The following is a 15,925-nucleotide window of genomic DNA, read 5'->3' on the forward strand; positions in this document are numbered from 1 at the left end:
TCAGCGGCTCAGGGCGCGGTCGAGCCAGCGCAGCAGCGGGTTGAGTTGCGAGGGGTCGACGGTTTCGCGCGGGGCTTCCGGCGCCGCCGCGGTTTCGCCCGGCGGGCCGGCGCGGCGCGGACGCGGCGGCAGGTAGCGGTTCACCGGCGCGTAGCCCAGTTCGGGCATCAGCGGCGCACCGCCTCGTTCGGCCACCAGCTTAGAAACCTTCGAGTCCGGGTCGCCCAGGTCGCCGAAATGACGCGCGCGCGTCGGGCAGGCCTGCACGCAGGCCGGCTCGCGGGACACCTCGGGAATGGTTTCGTTGTAGATCCGGTCCACGCACAGCGTGCACTTCTTCATGACGCCCTCGACCGCGCTGTATTCGCGCGCACCGTAGGGGCAGGCCCAGCTGCACAGCTTGCAGCCGATGCACTTGTCCTCGTCCACCAGCACGATGCCGTCCTCGGCACGTTTGTAGCTGGCGCCGGTGGGGCAGACGGTGACGCAGGCCGGCGTTTCGCAGTGCAGGCAGCTGCGCGGGAAATGCAGGGTGCTGGCGGGTTGTTCGGCAGTGGCGGCCACGTCGTAGCTGTGCACGCGGTTGAACCAGACCCCGCTGGGGTCCTTGCCGTAGGGCCGCTCGTCGGTCAGCGGGCCGGCGATGCCGCCGGCGTTCCACTCCTTGCACGACACCGCGCAGGCGTGGCAGCCCACGCAGGTGTCGAGGTCGATCACCAGGCCCAGCTTCTTGGCAGAGGGTTTGGGCAGCGACGTCATCAGAACGGGAAGAACTTCGGGATTAGGAACACGGCCATGCCCCAGAAAATGAGGTTCAGCGGGATGCCCATCTTCATGAAGTCCACGAACCGGTAGTTGCCGGCGTTGTAGACCATGGTGTTGGTCTGGTAGCCCACCGGCGTGGCGAAGCTGGTGGAGGCGGCGAACAGCACCGCCACCAGGAAGGGCGTGGGGCTCACGTCCATGGACACGGCCGTGGTGAAGGCGATCGGCGTGATCAGCACGGCCGCCGCGTTGTTGCTCATCAGTTCGGTCAGCAGCGCGGTGGTCAGGTACACCACCGCCAATACGGCCAGCGGCCCGAAGCCGCCGACCCAGTTCACCGAAAAGTCCGCGATGCCCTGGGCCAGGCCGGATTTCTGCATGGCGATGCCCAGCGGCAGCACGCCGGCGAGCAGCACGATCACGCGCCAGTCGATGGCCTGGTAGGCCTGGTCGTTGCCGATGCAGCGCGTGGCCACCAGCGCGATGCCGCCCAGGATCGCCGAGGCCACGATCGGCAGCCAGCCCAGGGCCGCCACCGTGATCGCGGCGGCCATGATGCCGATCGCCAGCCAGGCCTTGCGCTTGGGCAGGGCGGCTTCCTCGCGCTCGTTGAGCACGATCAGGTTGTGGTTGGCACGCAGCACGTTGAGTTCCGACTTGGGCGCCAGCAGCAGCAACACGTCGCCGACGTTCAGGTTCACGTCGCGCAGCTTCTCGCGCAGCACTTCGCCCCGGCGGTGCACGGCCAGCACGGTGGCGTTGTAGGTCCACTGGAAGTCGAGTTCGAGCAGGGTGTGGCCCACCAGGCGCGAGCCCGGCGCGACCATGGCTTCCACCAGCACCTGCGACTGGTCGCCGTCCTCACCGCTGAACTGGCTGTCCTGGAGCTTGAACTCGGGCTCGAAGTCGAGCTTGCTGCTGTCCTTGAGCGTCTTGATCTTCTCGAGGTTGCCGCGCACCAGCAGCACGTCGCCCTCGCGGAGTTCTTCGCCGCGCGGCGACCAGTGTTTCTGTTCGCCGCGCATGAGCTCGAGCACGTACACGGAATGTTTTTCGCCCAGCTGCGCCTGCGCCACCGACTGGCCGATCAGGGGCGACTCCGGCATCACCCGCAGTTCGGTGATGTACTTGCCCAGCTCGTAGGTTTCGGTGATGGCCGCCGGCGCGTGCTTGGGCAGCAGCCAGCGGCGCATCAGCAGCAGGTAAACGAAACCCACGGCCATCGTGATCAGGCCTACCGGCGCGAAATCGAACAGGCCGAAGCCCGGATGGCCCAGGTCCTTGGCCAGCGAGTTCACCAGCAGGTTGGTCGACGTGCCGATCAGCGTGCAAACGCCACCCATCTGGGCCGCGTAGGACATGGGGATGAGGATCTGGGACGGCGACTGCCGGTTGGCCGTCGACGCCGCCAGCACCAGCGGCAGCAGCACCGCCACCGCCGCCGTGTTGTTCACGAAGGCCGAGATCGGGCCGACGATGAGCATCAGCAGCAGCATGAACAGGAAGCCGTTCTTCACCCGCCCGAACAGCCTGCCCAGCGACGCCAGCGCGCCGGTGTGCGCGAGGCCGGCGCTGAGCACGAACATCGCCGCCACCGTAATCGTGGCTTCGCTCGAGAAGCCCGACAGCGCTTCCACCGGCGTCACCAGGCCCAGCACCAGCAGGCTGGCCAGCACCAGCATGGCCACCACGTCCACCGGCAACTTTTCGGTGACGAACAGGGTGACGGCGCCCACCAGCACCACCAGCGTCAGGATGGCATCCATTTCCATCGTCAGGATTTCCTGAAATCGGCGCCGTAGCGCAAGGCGGCATTGTCGCCGTTATCGCCCAGCGCGGCGAACTGCGGATGGCTTTCGTCGGTGGGGCCGGCCTTGTGGATGGCCACGCGCAGGTCGAACCAGGCGGCCTGGCCGGTCACCGGGTCGGCATTGGCGTAACCGCCGTCGGGCAGCTTGTCGGAAATCAGGTGGTTGAGCAGGAAACCCTTGGTGGCCTCCGGCGCGTCCGCCGCCAGCTTCCAGGCACCGCGGCGCTTGCCGATGGCGTTCCAGGTCCACACGGTGTCCGGCTGCACGTTGCCGGCCAGGCGGCACATCACGGTGATTCGGCCGTGGTGGGAGTCCACGTGCACCCAGTCGTCGTTGGCCAGGCCGTGCCGCGCCGCGGTGTCCGGATGCAGGTACAGGAAGTTGCGCGCGGTGATCTGCCGCAGCCAGGCGTTCTGCGAGCCCCAGGCGTGGTACATGAACGGCGGGCGCTGGGTCACGGCGCTCAGCGGGTAACGCTTGAGGTCGAGCTGGCTGCCCTCGAAGGGTTCGTACCAGGTCGGCAACGGGTCGAAGTACTCGGCAACGCGCCCGCGTTCGGCCTCGGGGGGTTGCACCGGCCCGTGGCCCAGCGCCGCGAGCCGGAATTTCTGCAGGGTTTCCGAATACAGCTGCAGCACCACCGGCTCGGCCTTGGCGATGAAGCCCATCTGCTGCGACCACGCCAGGTAATCGCGGTTGGCCATCTTGAAATAGCGCCCGGCCGCGGGCACCTCGGCGCTCCAGAAGCCGCCGTTGGCGCGGTAGCGGTCGAGCTGGTCCGGGTTCGGCGCGCCCTTGCCATGCTGGCTGCCGTCGCCGCGCCAGCCGGCCAGGAGGCCGACACCGGGCGCACGTTCGTGGTTGACGATGTAGTCGGCGTAGTCACGGTAACGCGGGCTGCCGTCGTCCTTGAGCAGCGCCGGCAGGCCGATGCGCGCGCCCAGGTCCAGCAGCACGTCCTGGAAGCCGCGCACGTCGCGGCCTTCGCGCTGGGTACTTTGATCCAGCACCGGATGCCGGATGGCGTCGGCGGCGCGGTCGGCGTCGGAAATCGGCCGGTCCAGCATCGAAATGGCGTCGAAGCGTTCCAGGTAGGTCGTGTCCGGCAGCACCAGGTCGGCGTAGGCGACCATCTCGCTGGCGTAAGCGTCCGAGTAGATGATCTTCGGGATGCGGTACTCGCCGGACTCGTCCTTGTCCGTCAGCCAGCGCATGGTCTCGGCGGTGTTCATGGCCGAGTTCCAGCTCATGTTGGCCATGAACAGGAACAGCACGTCCACCGGTGCCGGATCGGCGGCCCAGGCGTTGCGGATCACGGTGTGCAGCATGCCGTGCACGGCCAGCGGGTAGCGCCAGGAATAGGCGTGGTCGATGCGTCGCGGCTGGCCGTCGGCGTCCACGAGCAAGTCCTCGGGCCCGTGGATGAAACCCAGCGGCGCCGCGTCGAGTGCGCCGTTGGCCTGCCGGGTCTTGCCGGGCCGGTTGGCAGGCGGCACCGGGCGCGGGAAGGGCGGCTGGTAGCGGAAACTGCCCGGCGTATCCACCGCGCCCAGGAGCAGCTGCAGCAGGTGCAGCGCGCGGCAGGTATGGAAACCGTTCGAGTGTGCGCTGATGCCGCGCATGGCGTGGAAGGACACGCCGCGGCCGACCATGCGCTCATGGCGCACGCCGTGCACGTCGGTCCAGGGCTGCTCGATCACCACCGGTTCGTCGAAGGCCGCCGCGGCCAGCTCGTTCGCCAACCGGCGGATGGTCGCCGCAGGCACGCCGCAGCGGTCTGCGACGGCGTCGGGCGAGTACTTCGGGTCCAGGTAGCGTTGTGCGACCAGGTGGAACACCGGCACGGCCCTGCGGCCGTCGGGCAGGGTGAATTCGCCGACGACGGCGGGGTTGATGCCCGTCGCTTCGGCCGGCACGGCGCCCACAGAAGCCTGCCCGCGGTCCCAGCAAAGCCCCCGCCCCTCGGCGTCCCGCGCAAACAACCCGTCATCCGCCCCGCCCGGATTGCGAACCACCAGCCAGTGCGCATTCGTGTAGCGCACCAGGTAGTCGAGGTCGATCTTGTCGGCCTTGAGCAGTTCATGGATCAGCGCGAACGCCAGCAGCCCGTCCGTGCCCGGCCGGATGCCGACCCATTCGTCGGCGATCGCCCCGTAGCCACTGCGCACCGGGTTCACGGCGACAACCTTGGCGCCCCGGCCCTTCATGTGGCCCAGGCCCAGCTTGATCGGGTTGGAATCGTGGTCTTCGGCCACGCCCCAGAGCATCAGGTACTTGCTGTGTTCCCAGTCGGGCTCGCCGAACTCCCAGAAACTGCCGCCCAGCGTGTAAAGCCCGCCAGCGGCCATGTTCACCGAACAAAAGCCGCCGTGGGCAGCGTAGTTGATGGTGCCGTACTGCTGCGCCCACCAGCCGGTCAGGGCCTGGCTCTGGTCGCGGCCGGTGAAGAAGGCCAGGCGGTCGGGGTCCTTGGCGCGGGTCTCGCGCAGCCAGCCAGAGGCCAGGTCCAGGGCCTCGTCCCACTCGATTTCGCGGAACTTGTTTTCGCCGCGCTCGCCCACCCGCAGCAGCGGCTTGTCCAGTCGCGCCGGCGAGTAGTGCTGCATGATGCCGGCCGAACCCTTGGCGCAAAGCACGCCTCGGTTCACCGGGTGCGCGGGGTTGCCTTCGATGTAGCGCACCTTGCCTTCGCGCAGGTGCACGTTGATGCCGCAGCGGCAGGCGCACATGTAGCAGGTGGTCTGGCGGACCTGGTCCCCCACCGGCTTTTGCAGATCGAGGACGGGCTCGTGCATGGCGCGCATTGTGCCGGTCACGGGCGGCGGGTGCGAGGCCCGGCGCCCGCGGTGGCGGGGCAGGGCCCTGAACTGCCATCCTAGGCGCCTAGCCGCCCACCGCCGGACCCGACCCCCATGGACCGCTACGAGCGCATCCTCGCCCTGCACCGCAGCCTCAAGACCGCCCGCTACCCGGTGCCGATCAAGCGCCTGATGGAAGAGCTGGCCTGCTCGCGCGCCACCCTCTACCGCGACATCGCCTTCCTGCGCGACGCGCTGGGTGCGCCGGTGGAAAGCGAAGGCGAGGGCAGCATCCGCTACGACGAAAAAGAGGCCGAACGCTTCGAGCTGCCCGGACTCTGGCTCAACTCCGACGAACTCCATGCCCTGCTGGCCGCGCACCAGCTGCTCGACCGCACCGGCCAGGGCGTGCTTTCCAGCGCGCTGGCGCCGCTCAAGGGCCGCATCGAGTCCCTGCTGGCCCAGCAGGCCGGCGGCAAGCGCTGGCCGGTCGAGCGCGTGCGGGTCATCGCCTCGGGCGTGCGTCGCCGCGACGAACTGGCCTTCCGCCTGGTCGCCAGCGCCGTGCTCGAACGCCGCCAGCTGGAGTTCGACTACCTGGCCCGCTCCACCAACGAGCGCACGCACCGCAAGGTCTCGCCGCAGCGGCTGACGCACTACAAGGACAACTGGTACCTCGACGCCTGGGACCACGACCGCGACGGCCTGCGAAGTTTTTCCGTCGACCGCGTGCAGCATGCACGCCTGCTCGACCCGGCCGCGCGTGACATCCCCGACGAAGAACTCAACCAGCACCTGGCGTCGAGCTACGGCATCTTTTCCGGCGCGCCCAAGGGCATGGCCACCCTGGTCTTTTCGCCCAAGGCCGCGCGCTGGGTGGCCGACGAACACTGGCATTCCAAGCAGGAGGGCCGTTTCCTGCCCGACGGCCGCTACGAGCTGAAGCTGCCCTACAGCAACGCCAAGGAACTGCTGATGGACGTCATGCGCTACGGCGCCGACGCCGAGGTGCTGGAACCGCCGGCCCTGCGTGCCCAGGCGCGCACGATGCTGCAGCTGGCCCTGTCGGCCTATGACCGCTGAGTCCGGACCGGCCGCGCCCGAGCGCGGCAAGCGCGTGGCCCTGGTGCTGGGTGCGGGCGGCGCCCGCGGCATCGCCCATGTCGGCGTCATCCAGGCGGTCGAGGCGCGTGGTTACCGGATCGCCGGCATCGCCGGCTCGTCCATGGGTTCACTGGTGGGTGGCATCTACGCCGCCGGGCGTTTGCAGGAATACGCCGACTGGGCCTGCGGCCTGCAGCGCACCGACGTCCTGCGCCTGCTCGACTTCGTTTACGGCTTTCCCGGCCTGATCCGGGGCGACCGGGTCATCGGGGCCCTGCGCGAACTGGTCGGCGACCACCTCATCGAAGACCTGCCGATGCCCTACGTCGCCGTCGCCACCGACCTGGCGAGCCAGCGCGAAGTCTGGCTGACCCGCGGCAAGCTGTTCGACGCCATCCGGGCATCGATCGCGATCCCGATGATCTTCACCCCGGCGCACATCGACGGCCGCGAACTGGTGGACGGCGGCCTGCTGGCGCCGGTGCCGATCGCCGCCACCCGGCAGATGCGCGTCGACCGGGTGATCGCCGTGGACGTCAACGGCCCCGTGCCCTGGATGAATCCCGCGCTCGAACCCCGCCACGAAGAGATCCTCGCCAGCCACGGCGACGACGAAGAACCGGGGGAGCACGAGGACGGCGGCAGCCTGCGCGAGCGCATGGCCTCGATCTGGGATGGCATCGCCGCCTCGGTGACCCCGTCACGCCGCGCCAATGGCCACGAAAAGAGCCGGGGCGTCATGGACCTGATGTCGCGTTCGCTCGACACCATGCAGGCGCACATGGCGCGCGTGCAGCTGGCCCAGGATCCGCCGGACCTGCTGATCCAGATGTCGCGCGAAGTCGCCACGTTCTACGAGTTCTGGCGCGCCCGCGAGCTGGTGGACGAAGGCCGCGCCGCGGCCGAGAAGGCCCTGGACGCGGCCGGCCTGTAAGCCGGCCGGGCGCCGGACTACTGGAAACCCGGCTGTCCTGCCTGCTCGGGCTTCTGCGGCACCTTCAGGATGGTTTCGGGGTCGTAACCCCAGGCGGCGAAACGCTGGCGCAGGTCCTGGTAAAGGGCCTCGTCCATGACCGGCTTGCGCGAGAAGATCCAGGCCAGCTTGCGCTTGGGATGGCCGATCAGCGCCCAGGAATAATCCGGCGCCACCTCCATCACCAGGTAATCGGCTTTCACCAGCCCCCAGAAGAAGGCGATGCGCCACTGCGCATTGTTGGTGCCCGGCACGATCTCGGCGACGCCGTTCATGGACTTCTCGGGTTCGTCGAAGGCCTTGCGGTAGACGTAGGTGTTGGTGATGCGGCCGTCGTCGCGCAGCGTGTAGACGTCGGCGGCGGCGAGCTTTCCGCGCTCGGCGAAATAGGGAACGTTGGCAATCACCCACCATCGGCCCATGTAGCGCTCGAGGTTGATGTTGGCATCGGTGGTCAGTGGCGGCATGGTTCCCCCGGTGGCGGCGCAGGCGGCCAGCAGCAGCAGCGGCAGGATCAGGGCGAGACGGCGCATGAGCGGCTCCGTTCAGTGTCGTGACAGCGTATCGGCCGCCGGGCGAAGGCCGCGTCAATCCCGTCTCGGTCCGTGAGACATCCGTTTGGGAAGCTGGCTCCACGCCAAACGCAGGAGCTCCCCATGCCCCGCCTCAAGATCGTCGCAAGCCGCCCTGAACCGGAGTTTCCGGTGCTTTCGCGCCTGCTCTGGCAGGCCCTGGCCCTGGGTGCGCTGGTTTCCCTGGCCTTGCTGGCGCTTCCGCTGGCGCCGGGCGGGGCGTCCGCCTTCGGTTTCCTGCCGTTCTGGCTGCTCGCGGCACCCGCCGCAGCCCTGCTCACGCTGCATCGCCGGTTCCTGGCGACGGCGTGGCGTGCGCACCTCGTCCGCGCCACGCCACGCCGCCGCCAGCGTTTTGGCGGCAGCCAGCTGCGCCGGTCTAGTCGCGCACGCCGAGCCGCTTCCTCTCAAGCCGCCTGAGGAACTCCCCCATGATCCGCAGGTACAGGTCCTCGCCCAGGTAGGCATCCTCAACGCCCGCATCGATGCTCGGGTTGTCGTTGACCTCGATGATCACGGTGCGGTCCTTCACCACCTTCAGGTCGACGCCGTAGAGGCCATTGCCGATGGCATTGCTGGCGCGGGTGGCCAGGCGCACCACTTCCGAAGGGGCTTCGCGCACGGGCAGGGTCTTGAAGCCACCCGATCGCACCGCACCCGGCTTGCTGCCCGCCTTGGCCGCATGGTCGTAGATCTGCCAGTGCCCGCGTGACATGAAGTACTGGCAGGCATACAGCGGCTCGCCGTCCAGCACGCCGATGCGCCAGTCGAATTCCGTGGGCATGAACTCCTGGGCCAGCAGCAGCGCGGTCTGCTGGAACAGTCGGTCGGCCGCCGCCTTGAGCTGCTCCGGCGTTTCCACCTTGTGGATGCCGCGGGAAAAACTGCCGTCCGGGATCTTCAGCACCAGCGGCAGGCCCAGCAGGTCGGGCAGGGCGGCCAGCTTGCGCGCATCGTCGCGGAATACGATTTCGGTGCGCGGCGTCGGCAGCTTGCGGCCGCGCAGCCGGTCGTGCAGGTAGATCTTGTTCGTGCAGCGCAGGATCGACTGCGGGTCGTCGATGACCACCATGTCCTCGCGCTCGGCGCGGTGGGCGAACCGGTAGGTGTGGTCGTCCACCGCCGTGGTTTCGCGGATGAACAGCGCGTCGTATTCGGCCAGTCGGGTGAAGTCGCGCCGGCCGATCGGGTCGACCTCGATGTCGAGCTCCTTTCCCGCTTCGATGAACTGCTTGAGCGCCTTCCTGTTGGACGGCGGCATCGCCTCGTCCGGGTTCTGCAGCATCGCCAGGTCGTAGCGGTACTTGCGGCGTGCCCGCGGCTTGCGCCACATCTTCTTGCTGAAGGCGTCCAGCGCGTCGGCGAAGGCGGTTTCCTGGTCGTCGGACAGCATGTGCAGGCTGGCCGGCTTGATCGCCGTGATCTGCCAGACCCGCTGGCGCTCGAACTCGATGCGCAGCACCGGGCAGGGGAAGGTTTCGAACACCTGCTGGGCCAGGTCCTCAAGGGGCGCGTAATGCGTTCGCCCGAAGTAGACCAGCAGGCCGAAGTCGCTGGCGTCGCGCGAGCCTTCGGGCAGGAACTTGCCCAGCTGGGTGTTGAGGTCCTCGATGTCGATGCCGTACAGCGAGCGCCGGCGCAGGTCGTTGATCGTGCGCACGCTCGGGATCACCTTGTGCCCGCGCGCCTCGGCCAGCAGCGACACATAATAGCCGGTGCCCATGTACTTGTAGCTGCGGCACAGGTTGATCACCTGGGTGCGCTCGCCTTCGGCGGCGACTTCGCCACGCAGGTAGTCGGCGGCCGCCACCACGTTGTCGGAAGGGTAGAACGCCCCCCAGTCAGAGGGTTTTTCGACAACGATGACGAGGCGGCTCATGGCGGCAGGCAGGGGGCGACGGCGCAAAGCATGAGCCTTCGCCGCGCGCTTGGATAGACTGCCGCCATGCCTGCCCCCGCCCGCCTGCGCGCCGCCCGACCCGACGACCTGCCGGCACTGCTGGCGCTGGAAGCGCGCTTCCCGGGCGACCGGCTGTCCGCCCGCCAGTTCCGCCACCACCTGGGCAATCCGCGGGCACGCTTTCGCGTGGCCGCCGCCGGCGGGGTCGTGCTGGGTTACCACCTGGTCCTGCTGCGCCGGGGAAGCGGCCTGGCGCGGCTGTATTCGATCGCCGTGGACGAGGCTGCCCGGGGCCAGGGCCTGGGCCGGCGCCTGCTGGCCGATGCCGAAGCGCAGGCTCGCGCCGCCGGTTGTCGCGGCCTGCGCATGGAGGTCCGCCAGGACAATGCCGCCGCCAATGCGCTCTACCAGGCCGCCGGCTACCGATCCCTGGCCGCCCTGCCGGCCTACTACGAAGACGGCGCTCCCGGCTGGCGCTACGGCCGCGACTGGTCCGGGGCATGACTTCAGGCCTACGGCCCCTTAACGGGGCGCCGTGTTAGCGTCGAAGGTCGTTTCAACCATCGGGGATTCCCATGCGCTTTACCGCCCTTGCCTGGCTTGTTGCCGGCGCCCTATCCGTGAACGCCTCCGCCGCCGAGCCCGCCGACATGAACAACGACCCCCACCTGTGGCTTGAGGACGTCGAGGGCGACAAGGCGCTGGACTGGGTCCGCGCCCGCAACGCCGTTTCCGAAAAGCAGCTGGCACAAGATCCGGGCTTCGAACAGGTTCGCCAGGACCTGCTGGACATCCTCGATTCCGACGCCCGCATTCCCTACGTGTCCAAGCGCGGCGAGTACTACTACAACTTCTGGCGCGACAAGCAGAACCCGCAGGGCGTCTGGCGCCGCACCACGCTCGAGGAATACCGCAAGGACGAGCCCGCCTGGGAAGTGCTGCTCGACATCGACGCCCTGGGCAAGGCCGAGGGCGTGAACTGGGTCTGGGGCGGTTCCGACTGCCTGCGCCCGGACTATGACCGCTGCCTGATCGATCTCTCGCGCGGCGGCGCCGACGCCACCGTCACCCGTGAGTTCGACGTATCCGAAAAGGCCTTCGTCGAAGGCGGTTTCAGCCGCCCCGAGGCCAAGGGCAACGTCGGCTGGATCGACATCGACACCGTCTACGTCAGCACCGACTTCGGCGATGGCTCGATGACCGATTCGGGCTACCCGCGCGTCGTGAAGGAATGGAAGCGCGGCACGCCCATGTCCGAAGCCAGGGTCGTGTACGAAGGCGAGAAGACCGACATCTCGGTTGGCGCCTTCCACGACGACACCCCGGGCTGGGAGCGCGACTTCGTTTACCGGGGCCTGACCTTCTACACCAACGAGCTCTACCTGCGCGAAGACAGCGGCGAGCTCGCCAAGCTCGACCTGCCCGACGGGTCGCAGAAGGGCGTGTTCCGCGAATGGCTGACGGTTGAGCTGCGCCAGCCCTGGGAGGTCGCCGGCACCACCCATCCGGCCGGGTCGCTGCTGGCGATCAACTTCGATGACTTCATGAAGGGTGCGCGCGACTTCGAGGTCGTGTTCGCGCCGACCGAAAACAGCTCCCTGGCGAGTTCCGGCGCCACCAAGGACTACTTCTTCATCAATGTCCTTGAGGACGTGAAGAACCGCATCTACGTGCTGACCCCCGGCAAGGACGGCTGGAAGCGCGAGCCGCTGGTGGGTGCGCCGGCGTTCGGAACCGTCAGCATTGGCGCCGTGGACGCCGACGAGTCCAACGCCTACTTCATGACCGTCGCCGACTACCTGACCCCGACCTCGCTGATGCTGGGCGAGATCGGCGAGCAGCCCGAGATCCTCAAGCAGCTGCCGGCCTTCTTCGACGCCACGCCGTACCGCATCGAGCAGCATTTCGCGACCAGCAAGGATGGCACCCGCGTGCCGTACTTCATGGTCTCGGACAAGGACCTGGCGCTGGACGCCGACAACCCGACCCTGCTTTACGGCTACGGTGGCTTCGAGGTCTCGCTGACCCCGAACTACTCGGCCAGCGTCGGCAAGAACTGGCTGTCGACGGGCGGCGTCTACGTGGTGGCCAACATCCGCGGCGGCGGTGAATACGGCCCGCGCTGGCACCAGGCGGCGCTGCGCGAGAACCGCAACAAGGCCTACGAGGACTTCGCGGCCGTGGCCCGTGACCTGATCGCCCGCAAGGTGACGCGTCCCGAGCGGCTGGGCATCCAGGGCGGCAGCAACGGCGGCCTGCTGATGGGCAACATGACGGTGATGTACCCGGAGCTGTTCGGTGCCGTCGTCTGCCAGGTGCCGCTGCTGGACATGTACCGCTACGACAAGCTGCTGGCCGGCGCTTCCTGGGTGGCCGAATACGGCGACCCGGACGTGCCCTCGGACTGGGAGTTCCTGCGCAAGTACTCGCCCTACCAGAACGTGAAGAAGGGCGTTGAGTACCCGCCCGTGCTGTTCACCACCTCCACCCGCGACGACCGCGTGCACCCGGGCCATGCCCGCAAGATGATGGCGCGCATGATGGAACAGGGCCACGACGTCACCTACTACGAAAACATCGAAGGTGGCCACGGTGGCGCCGCCAACAATGCCCAGTCTGCCTACATGGGCGCGTTGGCTTTCACCTTCCTCAAGCAGCAGCTGTTCAAGGGCAAGTAGGACAAACCGCCGCGGGCGTGTCCCGCGTTCCTGCTTTCGTTCTTACCGGCAGGCCGGCTTACCAGCCGGCCTGCTGGAGCAGGAGTTCGGTCTTCGGGTCGGCGGGTTTGGCGACCAGGCCGCCGCGCGGGTTGAGCGCCACCTCGTAGGTGGCGCCGTCGATCATCGGCAGGTAGGCGGCGCTGCCCCAGCGGGCGTCGGCGACCGGCAGGCCGGCCAGCCAGCGCTGGCGGAATTCCCAGAAGTCCCAGCCTTCGCGCAGGTCGTGCACGCTGCGCTGGGCCACCAGCTCCTGCTTGGGATCGCCATAGCGGCCCGACAGCCGTTCGAAGCGATATACCGGCCGCATGCCGGCCAGCTGGCCGGGCAGCGTCCAGCGGATCACCCGCGCGTCGAGCTGCCATTCGTCGCCCAGGATCTCGAACTGCCGGTCCGGCAGGCCCGGTCGGACGAGGGTGGCTTCGAAACGCTGGCTGCCCAGCTGGCGCAGGCTGATCGTCGCCACCGGCACGTCGGCGGTCAGCCAGTGGTACTGGCGCAGCAGGCCACCCAGGCCCGCCAGCAACAGCGCCACCAGCAGCACGAAGGCACCCAGGGCCCGCCCCAGGCCGCCCCGGCGGCCGTGCCGGCGGGTGCGGCGCGGCCGCATCCATGGCAGCAGGCCCAGCAGGGCCAGCAGGCCGGCGGCCAGCAACAACCAGTTCGAAAGCGACATCGCGCACTCCATTCGCCCAGGTCCTGCCGCGGACTATACTCGCCGCATGAAAACCGCCCGCTTAATCATGCTGTTGCTGAGCCTCGCCCTGGTCGCCGCCTGCGGCAACAAGGGCGACCTGGTCCGTCCCGCAGCCTCCGGGGCCGCCGCCGCGCCATGACCGGCGCCGCGACCCTGCGCTTCTCCAAGATGCATGGGGCGGGCAACGATTTCGTCGTGCTCGACCTGCGCGGCGGGCGCCCGGCGCCAAGCCCGGCCCTGGCCCGGGCCCTGGGTGATCGCCATAGGGGCGTCGGCTTCGACCAGCTGCTCACCATCGAAGACCCGGTCCAGCCCGGCGCGGTGGCGCGTTACCGCATCTGGAATGCCGACGGCTCGTCCGCGCAGCAGTGCGGCAACGGCGCCCGCTGCGTTGCCGCCTGGCTGCAGCGGGACGGCGCGGCCGGCACGTCGTCCTTCCTGCTCGAAGCCCCGCCGGGCCCGGTCACGGTGCAGGCCCTGGGCGGGGGCCGCTACGCGCTGGCCCTGGGGGTGCCGCGCTTCGAGCCCGCCGACCTGCCGTTCCGCGCCGAGGCGGCGGAGCACGGCTACCGCTTCACCCTGGGCGGCCGGGACGTGGACTTTGGCATCGCCTCGATGGGCAATCCGCATGCGGTGATCGAAGTGCCCGACGTGGACACGACCGACGTCGCCGTCCTCGGCCCCGCGCTGCAGGCGCGCGAAGAATTCCCCGAAGGCGTGAATGTCGGCTTCGCCCAGGTGCTGGCGCCCGATCGCATCCGCCTGCGCGTGTTCGAGCGCGGCGCCGGCGAGACCCTGGCCTGCGGCAGCGGCGCCTGCGCGGCCGTGGCGGTACTGGCGCGGCGCGGCCGGATTGGCCGCCACGTGTTCGTGCAACTGCCTGGCGGTACCCTTGAAATCACCTGGCCCGGCGATGATTCGCCGGTCACCATGGCCGGACCCACCGCCTTCGTGTTCGAAGGCGACTTCCTGCTGGAGCAAGTCGAATGATCGAAGAAAAGAACGAGCGCCTGGGCGCCCACGAAGTCGCCGCTTTCCTGCGCCGGCACCCGAAGTTCCTGGGCCAGTTCCCGGACCTGGCGGTTTCGCTGGTGGTGCCCAAGGAAGAAGGGCAGGCGGCGTCGCTGGCCAGTTACCAGCTCGACGTGCTGCGCGACAAGAACCGCGAGCTCACCCGCCGGCTCAACGACCTGTTCGCCAATGCCCAGGACAACGAGCGCCTTGCCGTGCGTACCCACCAGCTTTCGCTGGCGCTGATGCGCGCCCGCGGCCCGGCCGAAACCCTGCGCACCATGGTCGCGGTGCTGGGCGAGGACTTCCGCGGCGAAGACGTGCGCGTGGTGCTGTTCGACGCCGTCGACGGCCTGCAGGCCGAATGGCTGCAGGTGATCCCGGAGAAGGACGCCGCGCTGACCCCCTTCCGCGATTTCCTCGCCGGCGGTGAACCGCTCACCGGGCGGCTCAACCAGGACAAGCTGGCGCTGCTGTTCGGCGACGACCAGGCCCGCGCCGCGTCCGCCGTGCTGCTGCCGCTGCCCGGCCTGGGCATGCTGGCCGTCGGCAGCGCCGACGCCAACCGCTTCTTTCCCGGCATGGGCACGCTGTTCCTGCGCCTGATGGCCGAATCGCTGGTGACGGCGCTGGGTCGTCCGCCGACGGACTGACATGGCCCCCGACACGCCGCTGCAGCCCGAGATCGACGCCTTCCTGGCCTGGCTCGCGGTCGAGCGGCGCATGTCGAAACACACGCTCGATGCCTACCGGCGCGACCTGGCCGACCTGTCGGGCTGGATGCGCGACAACGGCATCACCCTGTGGGCCGGCCTGCGCCAGGAGGCCCTGCGCGGTTACGTCGCCGGCGCCCACCGGCGTGGCCTGTCGGGCAAGAGCCTGCAGCGCCGGCTTTCGGCGGTGCGCAGCCTCTACCGCTTCCTCAACCGCGAACACGGCACCCAGCTCAACCCCGCCCTGGGCCTGCGCGCGCCGAAGTCGCCGCGCAAGCTGCCGCAGGTCCTGGACCCCGACGAAGCCTCGCGCCTGGTCGAAGTGTCCACCGATGGCCCGCTGGGCCTGCGCGACCGGGCGATGCTGGAGCTGTTCTATTCCTCGGGCCTGCGCCTGTCGGAACTGTGCGGCCTGCGATGGGGCGGCCTGGACCTGGCCGATGGCCTGGTGACGGTGCTGGGCAAGGGCGAAAAGAGCCGCGTCGTGCCGGTGGGCAGCCATGCCCGCAAGGCGCTGGCGGACTGGAAGCAGGCCTGCGCGCCCTCGTCGCCGCAGGTGCCGGTGTTCCCGGGCCGGCAGGGCGGGCCGATCAGCCCGCGAACGGTGCAGGCGCGGCTGCGCACGCTGGCGATGCAGCAGGGCCTGTTCAAGCGCGTGCACCCGCACTTGCTGCGGCACAGTTTCGCCAGCCACGTGCTGGAATCGAGCGGCGACCTGCGCGGCGTCCAGGAACTGCTCGGGCACGCCGACATCGCCACCACCCAGGTCTATACCCACCTCGACTACCAGCACCTGGCCAAGGTCTACGACGCCGCCCATCCCCGCGCCCGTCGCAAGAAGGACGGTTGAAGGCGCCGGGCCCC

Annotated in this window: 15 protein-coding genes; 9 read left to right on the top strand and 6 right to left on the bottom strand. The window is 68.9% G+C overall.

All coding sequences use genetic code 11. The annotated features are described in order from the left end of the window. From ACYVJH_RS11685 to ACYVJH_RS11695, 3 genes are read right to left on the bottom strand one after another with little or no spacing between them, the layout of a single operon-like run. The gene (locus ACYVJH_RS11685; protein ID WP_460454815.1) at nucleotides 1-759 is read right to left on the bottom strand and encodes a 4Fe-4S dicluster domain-containing protein; all 759 of its coding nucleotides are present in this window, start codon (nucleotides 757-759) and stop codon (nucleotides 1-3) included. Then, nucleotides 759-2,537, bottom strand: coding sequence for an SLC13 family permease (locus ACYVJH_RS11690; RefSeq protein ID WP_460454816.1), 1,779 nt, complete (start codon nucleotides 2,535-2,537; stop codon nucleotides 759-761). Before ACYVJH_RS11690 ends, ACYVJH_RS11685 begins: the two co-directional genes overlap by 1 nt. 2 nt (nucleotides 2,538-2,539) lie before the next feature. Further along, nucleotides 2,540-5,371, bottom strand: a complete 2,832-nt coding sequence (locus tag ACYVJH_RS11695; RefSeq protein WP_460454817.1) for a molybdopterin oxidoreductase family protein — start codon at nucleotides 5,369-5,371, stop codon at nucleotides 2,540-2,542. A gap of 117 nt (nucleotides 5,372-5,488) precedes the next feature. Between ACYVJH_RS11695 and ACYVJH_RS11700 the strand changes: the two genes are divergently transcribed. Together ACYVJH_RS11700 and ACYVJH_RS11705 are read left to right on the top strand one after the other, a co-directional pair. Continuing rightward, complete coding sequence (locus ACYVJH_RS11700; RefSeq protein WP_460454818.1) at nucleotides 5,489-6,457, top strand: helix-turn-helix transcriptional regulator; 969 nt, start codon at nucleotides 5,489-5,491, stop codon at nucleotides 6,455-6,457. After that, nucleotides 6,447-7,412 (top strand): patatin-like phospholipase family protein, encoded by a 966-nt coding sequence (locus ACYVJH_RS11705; protein WP_460454819.1) that lies wholly within the window; start codon nucleotides 6,447-6,449, stop codon nucleotides 7,410-7,412. Before ACYVJH_RS11700 ends, ACYVJH_RS11705 begins: the two co-directional genes overlap by 11 nt. A gap of 17 nt (nucleotides 7,413-7,429) precedes the next feature. On the opposite strand, the gene ACYVJH_RS11710 is transcribed toward ACYVJH_RS11705, so the two are convergent. After that, nucleotides 7,430-7,984: a lipocalin family protein gene (locus ACYVJH_RS11710; RefSeq protein ID WP_460454820.1), complete on the bottom strand. Its 555-nt coding sequence runs from the start codon at nucleotides 7,982-7,984 to the stop codon at nucleotides 7,430-7,432. Nucleotides 7,985-8,107: 123 nt separating this feature from the next. Between ACYVJH_RS11710 and ACYVJH_RS11715 the strand changes: the two genes are divergently transcribed. Beyond that, on the top strand, nucleotides 8,108-8,443 hold the full coding sequence (locus ACYVJH_RS11715) for a hypothetical protein (RefSeq protein WP_460454821.1): 336 nt from the start codon (nucleotides 8,108-8,110) through the stop codon (nucleotides 8,441-8,443). On the opposite strand, the gene ACYVJH_RS11720 is transcribed toward ACYVJH_RS11715, so the two are convergent. After that, entirely contained in the window at nucleotides 8,403-9,902 is a 1,500-nt protein-coding gene (locus ACYVJH_RS11720; RefSeq protein ID WP_460454822.1) for a RimK family protein, read from the bottom strand. The two genes, ACYVJH_RS11715 and ACYVJH_RS11720, sit on opposite strands and share 41 nt — an antisense overlap. A 66-nt stretch (nucleotides 9,903-9,968) precedes the next feature. Between ACYVJH_RS11720 and ACYVJH_RS11725 the strand changes: the two genes are divergently transcribed. Next, a complete protein-coding gene (locus ACYVJH_RS11725; protein WP_460454823.1) occupies nucleotides 9,969-10,427 on the top strand; it encodes a GNAT family N-acetyltransferase in 459 nt (152 codons plus the stop codon). A 71-nt stretch (nucleotides 10,428-10,498) separates the two neighbouring features. Next, entirely contained in the window at nucleotides 10,499-12,601 is a 2,103-nt protein-coding gene (locus ACYVJH_RS11730; RefSeq protein WP_460454824.1) for a prolyl oligopeptidase family serine peptidase, read from the top strand. A gap of 58 nt (nucleotides 12,602-12,659) precedes the next feature. On the opposite strand, the gene ACYVJH_RS11735 is transcribed toward ACYVJH_RS11730, so the two are convergent. Next, nucleotides 12,660-13,316 carry a hypothetical protein gene (locus ACYVJH_RS11735; RefSeq protein ID WP_460454825.1) on the bottom strand — a complete coding sequence of 219 codons (657 nt, stop codon included), beginning with the start codon at nucleotides 13,314-13,316 and terminating at the stop codon, nucleotides 12,660-12,662. Nucleotides 13,317-13,362: 46 nt separating this feature from the next. Between ACYVJH_RS11735 and lptM the strand changes: the two genes are divergently transcribed. From lptM to xerC, 4 genes are read left to right on the top strand one after another with little or no spacing between them, the layout of a single operon-like run. Beyond that, nucleotides 13,363-13,476, top strand: coding sequence for an LPS translocon maturation chaperone LptM (gene lptM, locus ACYVJH_RS11740; RefSeq protein WP_460454826.1), 114 nt, complete (start codon nucleotides 13,363-13,365; stop codon nucleotides 13,474-13,476). Then, on the top strand, nucleotides 13,473-14,327 hold the full coding sequence (gene dapF, locus ACYVJH_RS11745) for a diaminopimelate epimerase (protein ID WP_460454827.1): 855 nt from the start codon (nucleotides 13,473-13,475) through the stop codon (nucleotides 14,325-14,327). The genes lptM and dapF overlap by 4 nt, the downstream gene beginning before the upstream one ends. Continuing rightward, nucleotides 14,324-15,001 carry a DUF484 family protein gene (locus ACYVJH_RS11750; RefSeq protein ID WP_460454828.1) on the top strand — a complete coding sequence of 226 codons (678 nt, stop codon included), beginning with the start codon at nucleotides 14,324-14,326 and terminating at the stop codon, nucleotides 14,999-15,001. The genes dapF and ACYVJH_RS11750 overlap by 4 nt, the downstream gene beginning before the upstream one ends. Before the next feature lies 1 nt (nucleotide 15,002). Next, nucleotides 15,003-15,911 carry a tyrosine recombinase XerC gene (xerC, locus tag ACYVJH_RS11755; protein ID WP_460454829.1) on the top strand — a complete coding sequence of 303 codons (909 nt, stop codon included), beginning with the start codon at nucleotides 15,003-15,005 and terminating at the stop codon, nucleotides 15,909-15,911. Nucleotides 15,912-15,925: the final 14 nt, after the last annotated feature.

The sequence above is a fragment of the Arenimonas aestuarii genome, assembly GCF_054781715.1.

Coding starts and splice junctions, on each gene's coding strand:
- dapF (WP_460454827.1), top strand. CDS start 13,473: ATGACCGGCGCCGCGACCCTGCGCTTCTCCAAGATGCATGGGGCGGGC.
- ACYVJH_RS11735 (WP_460454825.1), bottom strand. CDS start 13,316: ATGTCGCTTTCGAACTGGTTGTTGCTGGCCGCCGGCCTGCTGGCCCTG.
- ACYVJH_RS11690 (WP_460454816.1), bottom strand. CDS start 2,537: ATGGAAATGGATGCCATCCTGACGCTGGTGGTGCTGGTGGGCGCCGTC.
- ACYVJH_RS11750 (WP_460454828.1), top strand. CDS start 14,324: ATGATCGAAGAAAAGAACGAGCGCCTGGGCGCCCACGAAGTCGCCGCT.
- ACYVJH_RS11695 (WP_460454817.1), bottom strand. CDS start 5,371: ATGCACGAGCCCGTCCTCGATCTGCAAAAGCCGGTGGGGGACCAGGTC.
- ACYVJH_RS11730 (WP_460454824.1), top strand. CDS start 10,499: ATGCGCTTTACCGCCCTTGCCTGGCTTGTTGCCGGCGCCCTATCCGTG.
- ACYVJH_RS11720 (WP_460454822.1), bottom strand. CDS start 9,902: ATGAGCCGCCTCGTCATCGTTGTCGAAAAACCCTCTGACTGGGGGGCG.
- xerC (WP_460454829.1), top strand. CDS start 15,003: ATGGCCCCCGACACGCCGCTGCAGCCCGAGATCGACGCCTTCCTGGCC.
- ACYVJH_RS11705 (WP_460454819.1), top strand. CDS start 6,447: ATGACCGCTGAGTCCGGACCGGCCGCGCCCGAGCGCGGCAAGCGCGTG.
- ACYVJH_RS11710 (WP_460454820.1), bottom strand. CDS start 7,984: ATGCGCCGTCTCGCCCTGATCCTGCCGCTGCTGCTGCTGGCCGCCTGC.
- ACYVJH_RS11700 (WP_460454818.1), top strand. CDS start 5,489: ATGGACCGCTACGAGCGCATCCTCGCCCTGCACCGCAGCCTCAAGACC.
- ACYVJH_RS11685 (WP_460454815.1), bottom strand. CDS start 759: ATGACGTCGCTGCCCAAACCCTCTGCCAAGAAGCTGGGCCTGGTGATC.
- lptM (WP_460454826.1), top strand. CDS start 13,363: ATGAAAACCGCCCGCTTAATCATGCTGTTGCTGAGCCTCGCCCTGGTC.
- ACYVJH_RS11715 (WP_460454821.1), top strand. CDS start 8,108: ATGCCCCGCCTCAAGATCGTCGCAAGCCGCCCTGAACCGGAGTTTCCG.
- ACYVJH_RS11725 (WP_460454823.1), top strand. CDS start 9,969: ATGCCTGCCCCCGCCCGCCTGCGCGCCGCCCGACCCGACGACCTGCCG.